The organism is Bradyrhizobium xenonodulans (assembly GCF_027594865.1).
Taxonomy (GTDB): domain Bacteria; phylum Pseudomonadota; class Alphaproteobacteria; order Rhizobiales; family Xanthobacteraceae; genus Bradyrhizobium; species Bradyrhizobium xenonodulans.
Map to the genome: position 1 here is coordinate 4,666,134 of NZ_CP089391.1, position 12,652 is coordinate 4,678,785.

13 protein-coding genes are annotated in these 12,652 nt (G+C 64.8%); 8 read left to right on the forward strand and 5 right to left on the reverse strand.

Features of this window, described 5'->3' with window-relative positions; genetic code table 11:
* Nucleotides 1-15 precede the first annotated feature (15 nt).
* A complete protein-coding gene (gene dprA / locus I3J27_RS22055; protein ID WP_270160530.1) occupies nt 16-1,158 on the forward strand; it encodes a DNA-processing protein DprA in 1,143 nt (380 codons plus the stop codon).
* Here dprA and I3J27_RS22060 read toward each other — a convergent pair.
* Nucleotides 1,155-1,565, reverse strand: a complete 411-nt coding sequence (locus I3J27_RS22060) for a winged helix-turn-helix transcriptional regulator (RefSeq protein ID WP_270160531.1) — start codon at nt 1,563-1,565, stop codon at nt 1,155-1,157. The genes dprA and I3J27_RS22060 overlap by 4 nt on opposite strands.
* An 83-nt stretch (nt 1,566-1,648) precedes the next feature.
* Here I3J27_RS22060 and I3J27_RS22065 point away from each other — a divergent pair, with 83 nt between their 5' ends.
* The gene (locus I3J27_RS22065; RefSeq protein WP_270160532.1) at nt 1,649-2,257 is read left to right on the forward strand and encodes an FMN-dependent NADH-azoreductase; all 609 of its coding nucleotides are present in this window, start codon (nt 1,649-1,651) and stop codon (nt 2,255-2,257) included.
* Nucleotides 2,258-2,315: 58 nt separating this feature from the next.
* Here I3J27_RS22065 and I3J27_RS22070 read toward each other — a convergent pair whose 3' ends face one another.
* The gene (locus I3J27_RS22070) at nt 2,316-2,498 is read right to left on the reverse strand and encodes a hypothetical protein (protein ID WP_270160533.1); all 183 of its coding nucleotides are present in this window, start codon (nt 2,496-2,498) and stop codon (nt 2,316-2,318) included.
* Between the two features lie 178 nt (nt 2,499-2,676).
* Nucleotides 2,677-3,450 (reverse strand): SDR family oxidoreductase, encoded by a 774-nt coding sequence (locus tag I3J27_RS22075; protein ID WP_270160534.1) that lies wholly within the window; start codon nt 3,448-3,450, stop codon nt 2,677-2,679.
* A gap of 120 nt (nt 3,451-3,570) precedes the next feature.
* Between I3J27_RS22075 and I3J27_RS22080 the strand changes: the two genes are divergently transcribed.
* The gene (locus I3J27_RS22080; RefSeq protein ID WP_270160535.1) at nt 3,571-4,038 is read left to right on the forward strand and encodes a winged helix-turn-helix transcriptional regulator; all 468 of its coding nucleotides are present in this window, start codon (nt 3,571-3,573) and stop codon (nt 4,036-4,038) included.
* A gap of 73 nt (nt 4,039-4,111) precedes the next feature.
* Nucleotides 4,112-4,720, forward strand: a complete 609-nt coding sequence (locus I3J27_RS22085) for a flavodoxin family protein (protein ID WP_270160536.1) — start codon at nt 4,112-4,114, stop codon at nt 4,718-4,720.
* A 90-nt stretch (nt 4,721-4,810) separates the two neighbouring features.
* Here I3J27_RS22085 and I3J27_RS22090 read toward each other — a convergent pair whose 3' ends face one another.
* Together I3J27_RS22090 and I3J27_RS22095 are read right to left on the reverse strand one after the other, a co-directional pair.
* Nucleotides 4,811-5,500, reverse strand: a complete 690-nt coding sequence (locus tag I3J27_RS22090) for a hypothetical protein (protein ID WP_270160537.1) — start codon at nt 5,498-5,500, stop codon at nt 4,811-4,813.
* 281 nt (nt 5,501-5,781) lie between these two features.
* Nucleotides 5,782-6,021, reverse strand: a complete 240-nt coding sequence (locus I3J27_RS22095) for a hypothetical protein (RefSeq protein ID WP_270160538.1) — start codon at nt 6,019-6,021, stop codon at nt 5,782-5,784.
* Between the two features lie 226 nt (nt 6,022-6,247).
* Between I3J27_RS22095 and topA the strand changes: the two genes are divergently transcribed.
* Genes topA through I3J27_RS22115 form a run of 4 tightly spaced genes read left to right on the forward strand, consistent with a single transcriptional unit; the run spans nt 6,248 to nt 12,570 of the window.
* Nucleotides 6,248-8,989 (forward strand): type I DNA topoisomerase, encoded by a 2,742-nt coding sequence (topA, locus tag I3J27_RS22100; RefSeq protein WP_270160539.1) that lies wholly within the window; start codon nt 6,248-6,250, stop codon nt 8,987-8,989.
* A gap of 7 nt (nt 8,990-8,996) precedes the next feature.
* On the forward strand, nt 8,997-11,354 hold the full coding sequence (gene rnr / locus I3J27_RS22105; RefSeq protein WP_270160540.1) for a ribonuclease R: 2,358 nt from the start codon (nt 8,997-8,999) through the stop codon (nt 11,352-11,354).
* On the forward strand, nt 11,348-11,788 hold the full coding sequence (locus tag I3J27_RS22110; protein ID WP_270160541.1) for a DUF983 domain-containing protein: 441 nt from the start codon (nt 11,348-11,350) through the stop codon (nt 11,786-11,788). The genes rnr and I3J27_RS22110 overlap by 7 nt, the downstream gene beginning before the upstream one ends.
* 32 nt (nt 11,789-11,820) lie before the next feature.
* Nucleotides 11,821-12,570, forward strand: a complete 750-nt coding sequence (locus tag I3J27_RS22115) for an NUDIX hydrolase (protein ID WP_270160542.1) — start codon at nt 11,821-11,823, stop codon at nt 12,568-12,570.
* Nucleotides 12,571-12,652 lie beyond the last annotated feature (82 nt).

Consider the following 12,652-nt stretch of genomic DNA (forward strand, 5'->3'; position numbering starts at 1 on the left):
CCCTCAGGTTGTTCCATGCTGCTCCCACAAGGAGACGCCGTGGACGCCATCAATCCCAGCGTGGAGCTGACCGAGGCCGAGCGGATCGACCGCCTCCGGCTGATCCGGTCCGACAATGTCGGGCCGCGCACCTTCCGCTCGCTGGTCGATCATTTCGGCAGCCCGCGGGCGGCACTGGAGCGGCTGCCGGATCTCGCCCGCCGGGGCGGTGCGCAGCGGTCGGGCCGCATCTGCAGTGCGGATGAGGCCAAGGCCGAGCTCGCCGCGAGCCGCAAGTTCGGCATCATCTGGCGCGCGCCCGGCGAGGACGGCTATCCGGCGCGGCTGGCGATGATCGACGATGCGCCGCCGCTGCTCGCTGTCCGCGGCGACACCAAAACCCTGATGCGGCCGACGATCGCGATCGTCGGCTCGCGCAACGCCTCCGGTGCCGGGCTGAAATTTGCCGGTCAGCTCGCGCGCGAGCTTGGCGATGCCGGCTTCATCGTCATCTCCGGGCTCGCCCGCGGCGTCGATCAGGCCGCGCATCGTGCCAGCGTCGCAAGCGGCACGGTCGCCGTGCTCGCCGGCGGACACGATTGCATCTATCCGCCCGAGCACGGCGATCTGCTCACCGCGATCCTCGACCACGCGGGCGCTGCGATCTCGGAGATGCCGCTCGGCCACGAGCCGCGCGCCCGCGACTTTCCCCGCCGCAACCGGCTGATCTCGGGCGCCGCGCTCGGCGTGGTCGTGGTGGAGGCGGCGCACCGCTCTGGCTCGCTGATCACCGCGCGCATGGCCGCCGAACAGGGCCGCGAGGTCTTTGCAGTGCCCGGCTCACCGCTCGATCCGCGCGCTGCCGGCACCAACGACCTGATCAAGCAGGGCGCGACGCTCGTCACCGAAGCTGCCGACATCGTCAACGCGGTTCAGCCGATCATGGAGCGGCCGCTGATGCATCCGGCGGGCGAGCCCGACAGCGAGCCGTTCGAGAGCGATCCGCAAGGCCACGACCGCGACCAGATCACCGGCCTGCTCGGCCCCGCCCCCATCTCAATCGACGATCTCGTGCGCATGTCCGGCGCCTCGCCTGCGATCGTGCGCACCGTGTTGCTGGAGCTGGAGTTGGCCGGCCGGCTCGAACGCCACGGCGGCGGATTGGTATCCTTACTCTAGCTGCTATTGCGCTCGTCGAAGCGCGTCCGCGCCGACGCGATCTGTTCCTGATGCATGATCGCCCACTCGCCGAGCGCCTTCACCGGCTGCTGGAGACCGCGGCCGAGATCGGTCAGCTCATAGTCCACACGCGGCGGAATGGTGGGAAAGATGGTGCGCGTGACGAGGCCGTCGCGCTCCAGCCCGCGCAGCGTCAGGGTCAGCATCCGCTGCGAGATGCCGTTGATCATGCGCTTCAGCTCGTTGAAGCGCTTTGGCCCGTCACTCAGCTTCATGATCACGAACACACTCCATTTGTCCCCGACCCGGGCGAGGATCGAGGCGACGCCGCGGCAATCGGCATGGTCAGGGTGCGGCGCCTGCAAGGCAGGCAATTCGCTGTGTGTCGGTTCCAAAGATGTGCCCATGGCTCAAAAAAGTGCGTTCTTGCGGGGATTTCTATAGTCACTCATGTAGCTCTGGTTACAAACATATACCAGGGTGATCCCAAATGAAACTCCTCCATATCGACTCCAGCGTGCTCGGCCCCCACTCCGTCTCCAGGCAGGTTTCCGCCGCCATCGTCGACCGGCTGCGGCAGGCAACGCCGTCGCTCGACGTGACCTATCGCGACCTGACCCAGACCCCGCTTGCCCATCTCTCCGGATCGCATCTGGCGGCCGCACAGGGCGCGCCCGCCCCGGCGGAGCTCGGACCTGACCTTGCCGCGAGCGCGGCCGCGCTGGACGAGTTCCTGGCCGCCGACGTCGTCGTGATCGGCGCCCCCATGTACAATTTCACCATTCCGAGCCAGCTCAAGGCGTGGATCGACCGCATCCTGGTGGCGGGAAAGACATTTAAATACGGCGCGGCCGGCCCTGAAGGGCTTGCCGGCGGCAAGCGTGTGATCGTGGCGATCTCACGCGGGGGCTATTACGGCGCGGAGACGCCATACGCAGCCGGCGAACATCTCGAAAGCTATTTGCGTTGGGTGTTCGGCTTCATGGGCATCACTGGCCTCGAATTCATCCCAGCCGACGGCATCCAGGTCGGACCGGATCACCGCGAGAAAGCGCTGGCCGGCGCGCTTCAGGCGGCAACCGACCTGCGGGCGGCGTAAGGCTCACTGCGACGACAGCCGCTGCCGGACTCCGGCGGCGGCTGATCGATCGAGCGCGTTAAAACCAGGCGCCCTGCATTCCCAGAATGACGGCAATGAGCGAAACAAACAGGCCGATGCCGGCGAAAATGGCCACCCCGATGAATTCGGAGATGTCCGAGCGTTTGGCGGGAATGGCGGAACGTTCGACGTAAATACGCGGTGCTGAAATCGACGAAAAAATGCGAGCTGCTTTTGGCATCACGGGCTCCCTGAAAAATGAGTCTTATGACCCCCTGCCCGTAAAAATGTCTGTGCAGCAGATGCGAAGGTTCAACGCCTCACGGAAGGTTCAGAGAAATACAGCTCGCGAGGTGTAGGAACCGGCCGGCGCAACCGCTTGCCGCGGCGCCGACCGATTCAATTTTCGACAGAGTTGATCAGCCGCGATAGATCGGCGCGCCGCTCGGCGAGGCCACCGCGCCGCCGTCGACGAAGATCTCCTGTCCCTGCACATGCGCGGAATCATCCGAGGCAAGAAACAATACCGTCTTCGCAATGTGATCGGGTTCACCGATGCGGCCGAGCGGCGTCGACAACGCGATGCGCGTCTCGAACGCCTTCTCGGCTTCCGGCGTTGCGACCGCCGCGCCCCAGATCGGGGTACGGATCGCACCGGGCGCGACCACGTTGACGCGGATACCGCGCGGCGACAGCTCAGATGCCATGATCCGCGCCATCGCGCGCACGCCGGCCTTCGCGGCACCGTAAGCCGAGTAACCGGGAATGCCGAGCACGGAGATCACCGAGCCGTTGAGGATGATCGAGGAATTGTCGTTGAGATAGGGCAGCGCGGACTGAACGGTGAAGAACACGCCCGTGAGGTTGGTGCTGATGACCTTCTCGAAAACATCCAGCGTTGCCGAGCCGAGCGGCGTGCCGCCGGGAATGCCGGCATTGGCGAACACGATGTCGAACTTGCCGAATTTTTCAGCGCCCTGCTTGATCGCGGCTTCCGTCGCGGCGATGTCGGTGGCATCGGCGGCGAGCGCGAGTGCATTCGGGCCGAGCTCCTTGCCGGCCGCCGCCAGCGTCTCCTTGTTGCGCCCGGTGATCACCACCTTCGCGCCCTCGGCCACGAACAATTTTGCCGTCGCCAGGCCAATGCCGCTGTTGCCGCCCGTAATCAGGGCCGTCTTGCCTTGAAGTCTCATGCTCGCCTCCAGTGGTTGCATAATGAAACTAAGTTGCCATCTAGGGCATACGGTTTTATGATGCAACCACACAAGCGCGTGATGGATGTCAAAACGCACGACGTGACGGGACGAAGGACGATGGTGAAACGAACGAGCTTTGAGGGCGATGCCTGCCCGATCGCGCGCGCGCTGGAGGCGATCGGCGATTGGTGGTCGCTGCTGATCATCCGCGAGGCGCTGTTCGGCCTGCGCCGCTTCGGCGAGTTTCAGAGCAAGCTCGGCATGGCCAAGAACATTTTATCCGTGCGCCTGCGTGCTCTGGTCGATCACGGCATTCTGACAACCGCTCCCGCCTCCGACGGCAGCGCTTACCAGGAATATGTGCTGACGCCGAAAGGCCGCGGCACCTTCCCGATCCTGGTGGCGCTCCGGCAATGGAGCGAGGCGTTCGACGATCACCCCGAAGAGATCGCGACCATTCTGGTCGATCGCGAGAAAGGTCGTCCCGTAAAGAAGCTCGAAATGCACGCCGAGGACGGCCGCCTGCTCACCCCCGCGGACACCACGCTGAAGCCGCGACCGGCACCGCGACGGCGGTCGGCTTGAACGCGACGCGCTGCCACCCCGTCGTCGTTGCAAGGAGCCCTTGCGACGAAGCAATGACGGTGTGGTGGGACTTGTGCAAAATCTCGACGACGTCAAAGATGGCCAGGCATCCGAAAGTGGCGCCACCATGCCCCTGCTCGCCGTCGTCTACTTCTCCATCTCCGGCACCACCGAGAAGCTGGCGCATGCGTTGGCGCGCGGCGCGGCTGGGATGACAGAGATCGTACTTTGTCGGATCATGGGCGACGATATCGTGTCGGGCCGTTTCCAGAATGAGGGCTTGCTGGAGACGCTGGACGGCGCCGACGCCGTCGCGTTTGGCAGCCCGACCTACATGGGCGGACCAGCGGCCCAGTTCAAAGCTTTTGCGGACGCTTCGAGCGACAGATGGAGCAAGCAAGCCTGGGCCAACAAGATCGCAGCCGGGTTCACCACGGGTGCCTGTGCAAGCGGCGATCAACTGCACACATTGAGCTATTTTTCCATTCTGGCCGCGCAGCACGGCATGCTCTGGTGCGGGCTGGATATTCCGGGCGGGGAGGATCCGAGCGGCCGGAATCGTTTAGGCAGCCAGCTTGGCCTGGCGACACACTTGGTCGACGCCTCGTTACCGCAGAGCGACCTCAGCACGGCCGAATATCTCGGCCAGCGATTGGCCAAAATGGCGAGCCGTAACGGCTAACCGCACCGTCACCCCTGAGGCGCCGGAGCGAAGCGGGTGCCTCGACGAGCGACGGCAAAGCCGGCGCATCGGTCGATAGGACCATGCATCTCAGGTAAACACGAAGGTCTCGAGAACGATGCGTTCGACGGGATCGTAGTAAAGCAGGATGCTGTCTGCACCGGAGGCGCGGTAGTGCCAGCCGGGCACATCCGCAATGAACCGATAGGATCGTCCATCGCGCGTCATCGGGGCTGCATCCCCGTCGACGTAGGTGAACGCGGACCCCTCGACATCTTCCCAAATCAAGTTGCCGACCTCTGGGATGCCGCCGAGTTGCGACAGCGCTGCTACCGGCGTTGGTTCTTGCCCGCCGTCGACCCGACACACCTGGCCCGACCTGGCAAAAGCGGCCTTGCTCGCCGAAAAACTCGAATGCTGCTCATCGTAATGGTCCCGGAGATATCCCTTGACCCCTTCCCCACCGGCCGCCTCGGCTTCAAAGAACCGAAAATCGCCCAGCAGCTCGTAGCGATCGTCTGTGCCGACGCGGAAGGCGATCCAGTTCGGTTGCAGGTAAGGGCCCCAATACGCCTTGCTGCGGTCGCCGATGCATCCATCATACGGCTCGATCGGGCTGACAAGATGGACCCACCCCGAGAGGCCGGGATCGATCGCTGGGAGCTGGATGGACACGAGCGGATGGAGAACGCGTTGATATCTGGCGACCGGTTCCACGAAAACCGCGTCCGACTTAGGAAACGCCTTCAGAAATGGCTGGGGCAGGAAGATGTCTTGCACGAAGCCCTCCTCGCTTTTGGTCCCGGGGACCATGGCGCGACGCTCGCGAGAGCAAATGGCTGGCCCTCAGCGATATTCTCCAGTTGCACCATAAAGACGTTGTGACAGTGGCGGCATTCGCTGCGCTCGCAACGATAGGAGTTAGAGCAGCGCCCACGGAACTCCCCGTCACCCCCGCGAAACGGCGAAGCCGTTGTCGCTGGAGGTGCTCGCCTCTTCGGCGAGCCTCGGAGGGCGACGGAACTGATCTCAGGATGACGGGGCTGATAAAGGCGCAAGCCTCACGACAGCTTGCGCCTGCTCCGCAGCCTCAAATGCTCGTCGGCCTCAAGCTTGGTCATGCCCAACAGGTAGTGCAACACATCGAGCTTGTGGCGCTCGGCGAGCTTGCGCAACGCCCCAACCTGCTCGGCGATGAAGGCGACGGCCTCATCGACCCCGCCCTCCCCGGGTTCCTCGTTGCGCGAACTCCCTCGCGCACCTGATGCGGCGCGCGCTTGTTTCTTTCCCGGCCTCGTCACCAGACCCCACCCGAATCCATGCCCGAGGGAACTTTACGCCGACACCGGCCACAACTCAAAGGTGGTATTTCGCAACTTTCGCGATATGAAACTTTTCCCATCCGGGGGGCTTTCAACAGCCCCCGATTTGACAGCGGGGGCCTCACCACCCATGTTCGGGTCGAAAGGGCCGACCCGAATCTCATCGAATTCGGCCCGGATTTTCCCCGTAAGTTACTGGAACTACATGAATATCGTCATTGTGGAGTCGCCGGCGAAAGCCAAGACGATCAACAAGTATTTGGGCTCGTCCTACGAGGTTCTGGCCTCGTTCGGCCATGTCCGCGACCTGCCGGCGAAGAACGGCTCCGTCGATCCCGACGCCAATTTCAAGATGATCTGGGAGGTCGACCCCAAGGCGGCCAGCCGGCTCAACGATATCGCCAAGTCGCTGAAGGGCGCCGACCGCCTGATTCTGGCGACCGACCCTGATCGCGAGGGCGAGGCCATCTCCTGGCACGTGCTGGAGGTGATGAAGGAGAAGCGCGCGCTGAAGGATCAGAAGATCGAGCGCGTGGTGTTCAACGCCATCACCAAGCAGGCGGTCACGGACGCGATGAAGCATCCGCGCCAGATCGATGGTGCGCTGGTCGACGCCTATATGGCGCGCCGCGCGCTCGACTATCTGGTCGGCTTCACCCTCTCCCCCGTGCTGTGGCGCAAGCTGCCGGGCGCCCGCTCGGCCGGCCGCGTGCAGTCGGTGGCGCTGCGCCTCGTCTGCGACCGCGAGCTGGAGATCGAGAAGTTCGTTGCGCGCGAATACTGGTCGCTGATCGCGACCCTGCTGACGCCACGCGGTGACGCCTTCGAGGCGCGTCTGGTCGGCGCCGACGGCAAGAAGATCCAGCGCCTCGACATCGGCAGCGGCGCGGAAGCCGAGGACTTCAAGAAGGCGCTGGAGCTTGCGACCTACGCGGTCACCGCGGTCGACGCAAAGCCCGCCCGGCGCAATCCGCAGGCGCCCTTCACCACCTCGACGCTGCAGCAGGAAGCCAGCCGCAAATACGGCTTTGCCCCCGCGCACACCATGCGGATCGCCCAGCGCCTCTATGAAGGCATCGACATCGGCGGCGAGACCACCGGACTCATTACTTATATGCGGACCGACGGCGTGCAGATCGCCCCCGAGGCGATCACCCAGGCGCGCAAGGTGATCGGCGAGGATTACGGCAACGCCTACGTGCCGGACGCCCCGCGCCAGTACCAGGCCAAGGCCAAGAACGCCCAGGAAGCGCACGAAGCGATCCGCCCGACCGACCTCTCCCGCCGCCCCGACAGCATGAGCCGCAAGCTCGATGCCGACCAGGCCCGACTCTATGAGCTGATCTGGAAGCGCACCATTGCCAGCCAGATGGAATCGGCCGAGCTGGAGCGCACCACCGTCGACATCGTGGCGAAGGCCGGCGGCCGCACGCTGGAGCTGCGCGCGACCGGCCAGGTCGTCAAGTTCGACGGCTTCCTCGCACTTTATCAGGAAGGCCGCGACGACGAGGAGGACGAGGACTCCCGCCGCCTGCCCGCGATGAGCCCGAACGACGCCTTGAAGCGGCAGTCGCTCGCCGTCACCCAGCACTTCACCGAGCCGCCGCCGCGCTTCTCGGAGGCTTCGCTGGTCAAGCGCATGGAAGAGCTCGGCATCGGCCGTCCCTCGACCTATGCCTCGATCCTCCAGGTCCTGAAGGACCGCGGCTACGTCAAGCTGGAGAAGAAGCGCCTGCACGGCGAGGACAAGGGCCGCGTCGTGGTCGCGTTCCTCGAAAGCTTCTTTGCCCGCTACGTCGAATACGATTTCACCGCGAGCCTCGAAGAGCAGCTCGACCGCATCTCCAACAACGAGATCTCCTGGCAGCAGGTTCTGAAGGACTTCTGGACCGGCTTTATCGGCGCCGTCGACGACATCAAGGATCTGCGCGTCGCGCAAGTCCTCGACGTGCTCGACGACATGCTGGGCCAGCACATCTATCCGCCGCGCACCGATGGCGGCGACATCAGGCAGTGCCCGAGCTGCGGCAACGGCCGGCTGAACCTGAAGGCCGGCAAGTTCGGCGCCTTCGTCGGCTGCTCGAACTATCCGGAGTGCCGCTACACCCGTCAGCTCGCCGCCGACAGCGAGCAGACAGCCGACCGTTCGCTCGGTCAGGATCCCGACACTGGTCGCGATGTCTGGGTCAAGGCCGGCCGCTTCGGCCCCTACATCCAGCTCGGCGAGCAAAAGGATTATGAGGAAGGCGAGAAGCCGAAGCGCGCAGGCATTCCGAAGGGCACCTCGCCCGGCGATGTCGAGCTTGAGCTTGCGCTGAAGTTGCTGTCGCTGCCGCGCGAAATTGGCAAGCATCCGGAAACCGGCCAGCCGATCACGGCCGGCCTCGGCCGCTTCGGGCCGTTCGTGAAGCACGAGAAGACCTATGCCAGCCTGGAGGCCGGCGACGAGGTCTTCGACATCGGCCTCAATCGCGCGGTCACGCTGATCGCGGAAAAGGTCGCCAAGGGTCCGAGCCGCCGTTTTGGTGCCGATCCCGGCAAGGCGATCGGCGATCATCCGAGCCTCGGCACCGTCACCGTGAAGAGCGGCCGTTACGGCGCCTATGTCACCGCGGGCGGCGTCAACGCGACGATCCCGGCCGAGTTCGAAAAGGACACCGTGACGCTGGCGCAGGCGATCGCGCTGATCGACGAGCGCGCGGCCAAGGGCGGCGGCAAGAAGCCGAAGAAGGCGGCGAAGCCGGCCAAGGCCAAGAAGACTGCGGAGAAGGCTGCCGACGGCGAGGACGCCGCCCCCAAGAAGAAACCGGCCGCGAAGAAGGCGGCCAAAACCAAATCCGAATCCACCAGCAAGGCGCGCGCAGCCGTGTCGTCGTCCGCCAAGACGTCGCCAACCAAGCCATCTGGCGCCAAAGCTCCGGCCAAGAAGAGCGCCGGCACCAATTAGAGGTTAAGTGAAACGCAAGAATGACCATGGCTTTCCCGACAGGGCAGCCATCGTCGCCTTCATCAAGGCAAATCAAGGCAACGTCGGCACCCGCGAAATTGCGCGCGAGTTCGGCCTGAAGAACGCCGATCGCATCGAGCTCAAGCGCATGCTGCGCGAGCTTGCCGACGACGGCACCATCAAGAAAAAACGCCACAAGGTGTCCGAACCGGACACGCTCCCGCCGACGCTGGTCGCCGACATTACCGGCCGCGACCAGGACGGCGAATTGATCGCCTCCCCCACCGAATGGGACGAGGTCGAAAGCGGCGAGCCGCCAAAGATCCGCATCCAGATGCCGCGCCGGCCAAAGCCGGGCACCGTTGCCGGCGTCCGCGACCGCGTGCTGCTGCGCGTCGAGCGCACGGACGAGACCGAGGGACCTGCCTATCGCGGCCACATCATCAAGGTCTTCGACAAGACCAAGACCCGCATCCTCGGCGTATTCCGCGCGCTGCCCGAAGGCGGCGGACGGCTCGTCCCCGTCGACAAGAAGGCCGCCGACCGCGAGCTGAACATCGCCGCGGCCGATACGCACGGCGCGCAGGACGGCGACCTCGTCAGCGTCGACATCGTCCGCACCCGCAGCTTTGGGCTGGCGTCAGGCCGCGTCAAGGAGAAGCTCGGCTCGGTCAAGTCAGAGAAGGCGATCAGCCTGATCGCGATCTACGCGCACGACATCCCACTGCAATTCCGTCCCGCGGCCGAGCGCGAAGCCGAAGCGGCGGAGCCGGCCAACCTGAAAGGACGCGAGGATTGGCGCGACGTGCCGCTCGTCACGATCGATCCGCCCGATGCGAAAGATCACGACGACGCGGTGCATGCGCAGCCCGACGACGATCCCAACAACAAGGGAGGCTTCATCGTCAACGTCGCCATCGCGGATGTGAGCTTCTACGTGCGGTCGGGCAGCGCGCTCGACCGCGACGCGCTCGATCGCGGCAACTCGGTCTATTTCCCCGACCGCGTCGTGCCGATGCTGCCCGAGCGCATCTCCAACAATCTCTGCTCGCTGGTGCCGGGCGAGCCCCGCGGCGCGCTCGCGGTGCGGATGGTGCTCGGCCCCGACGGCCGCAAGCGCTCGCACAGTTTTCACCGCATCCTGATGCGCTCGGCGGCGAAGCTCAGCTACGCGCAGGCGCAGGCCGCGATCGACGGACGGTCTGACGACACCACCGGCCCGCTGCTCGATCCGATCCTGAAGCCGCTCTACGCGGCTTACGCCTGCGCCAAGCGCGCCCGCGACGAGCGCGATCCGCTCAATCTCGATCTGCCCGAGCGCAAGATCTTGCTCAAGAGCGACGGCACGGTCGACCGCGTCGTCGTCCCTGAAAGGCTCGACGCGCACAAGCTGATCGAGGAGTTCATGATCCTCGCCAACGTCGCTGCGGCCGAGATGCTGGAGAAGAAATCGCTCCCGCTGATCTACCGCGTGCATGACGAGCCGACGCTGGAAAAGGTCCACGCGCTCGCGGAATTCCTGGAGACGCTCGACGTTCCCTTCGCCAAATCAGGCGCGCTCCGCCCGACGACGTTCAACCGCGTGCTGGCCCAGCTCGAAGGCCACGACTACTATCCGCTGGTCAGCGAGGTGGTGCTGCGTGCGCAGGCGCAGGCCGAATATTCCTCGGAGAATTATGGTCATTTCGGCCTGAATTTGCGCCGCTATGCGCATTTCACCTCGCCGATCCGCCGCTATGCCGACCTCGTCGTGCACCGCGCGCTGGTCCGCGCGCTTGGCCTCGGCGAAGGCGCCCTGCCCGACAGCGAGACGCCGGAAACCCTCAGCGAGGTCGCAGCCCATATCTCGGTCACCGAACGGCGCGCGATGAAAGCCGAGCGCGAGACCGTCGACCGGCTGATCGCCCATCACCTCGCCGACCGCATCGGCGCGAGCTTTCAGGGCCGCGTCTCCGGCGTCACGCGCGCCGGGCTCTTTGTCAAACTCGCCGAAACTGGCGCCGACGGCCTGATCCCGATCCGATCCCTCGGCACGGAATATTTCAACTATGACGAGGGCCGCCACGCCCTCATCGGCACACGCAGCCGCACCATGTATCAGCTCGGCGACGTGGTTGACGTTCGTCTAGTCGAGGCAGCACCTGTCGCAGGTGCGCTACGCTTCGAGTTGCTGTCGTCGTCCAGCGAGACCGCACCGCGCGACAGCAGACGCCCCGGCCAGCAACGCCGCCCCTCCTTCAAAGCGCATCCTGGACGCAGTCCGGCGAAAAAACACAAGCCCGCGAAGCCAAAGTCCGGCAAAGCGAAGAAGGCCAAAGGTAAGAACAAGGGCAAAGGCAAGGGGAATAAGGGCAAGGCATGGTGAGCATGAGCACGGCCCCAAAGATCTGGACGCGCGAGACCGGCCTGGTCGAGAAGCGCGACGTCTGGACGGCGATGAAACGCGGCTTTCGCAGCCGCTGCCCGCGCTGCGGCGAGGGAAAACTGTTCCGCGCCTTCCTGAAGACCGCGGACAATTGCTCGGTCTGCGGCCTCGACTTCACGCCGCACCGCGCCGATGATCTGCCCGCCTACCTCGTCATCGTCATCGTCGGCCACATCGTGGTGCCCGCGGTCCTCTGGATCGAGACCAATTACACCACGCCGGTCTGGATCAGCTTTGCGGCCTACCTTCCTTTCACCTTCGTCGCTTCGCTCGCGCTCTTGCAGCCGGTCAAGGGAGCCGTGGTCGGCATGCAATGGGCTCTGCGCATGCACGGCTTTGACGACAACCCTACGGATGGTATTCCGCCGGTCTAGGCCAAATAAGCAAAAGTCAGTTGGGTGAGGACATGACGGATACGTCGCAAGGAGCCGAAAAGGCAAAAATCCACGAGGGCAAGGAAGCCGACCACCATCCCTATTTCCGCCCGAAGGATGCCGCGACGCTGATCCTGGTCGATCGCGGCGGCAGTATTCCAAAAGTCCTGGTCGGCAAGCGCCACGACAAGGTGGTGTTCATGCCGGGAAAATTCGTCTTCCCCGGCGGCCGCGTCGACAAGAACGACTATCGGGTGCCGTGCGCGGCGCCGATCACCGCAGAGCTGGAAGCCAACCTCGCCAAGGGCAGCCCGAAGACCCCGGCTTCGCGCGCGAAGTCTTTGGCCATCGCCGCGATCCGCGAGGCCTGCGAGGAGACCGGTCTCTGTCTCGGCCGCAGGTCCGAGGGAAAAGCAAAACTCGAAGGCGCCTGGAAGCCGTTCGCGGATGCGGGCCTCCTCCCCGATCCCTCCAGCCTGTTCCTGATTGCGCGCGCGATCACCCCGCCCGGCCGCGTCAAGCGGTTCGACACGCGCTTCTTCACCGCGGATGCCTCCACGATCACCCACCGCGTCGATGGCGTGATCCATGCGGACGCTGAACTCGTCGAGCTGGTCTGGGTCGAGCTCGGCTCAAAACCGCTCGCCGACCTGCATCCGATGACGCGCAACGTGCTCAACGAGCTCGACACCCGCCTTGCCACCGGACCGCTCCGCCACGATGCGCCGGTGCCGTTCTTCCATTTCTATGGCGGCAAGATGCAGAAGGATATTTTGGCCTAGGACGCGGACTCATTCAGGCGCAGCCACATCAACCCATCCGCGACGCGACCGATCATACGTCCGGCGGCCGTGGATAGCATTG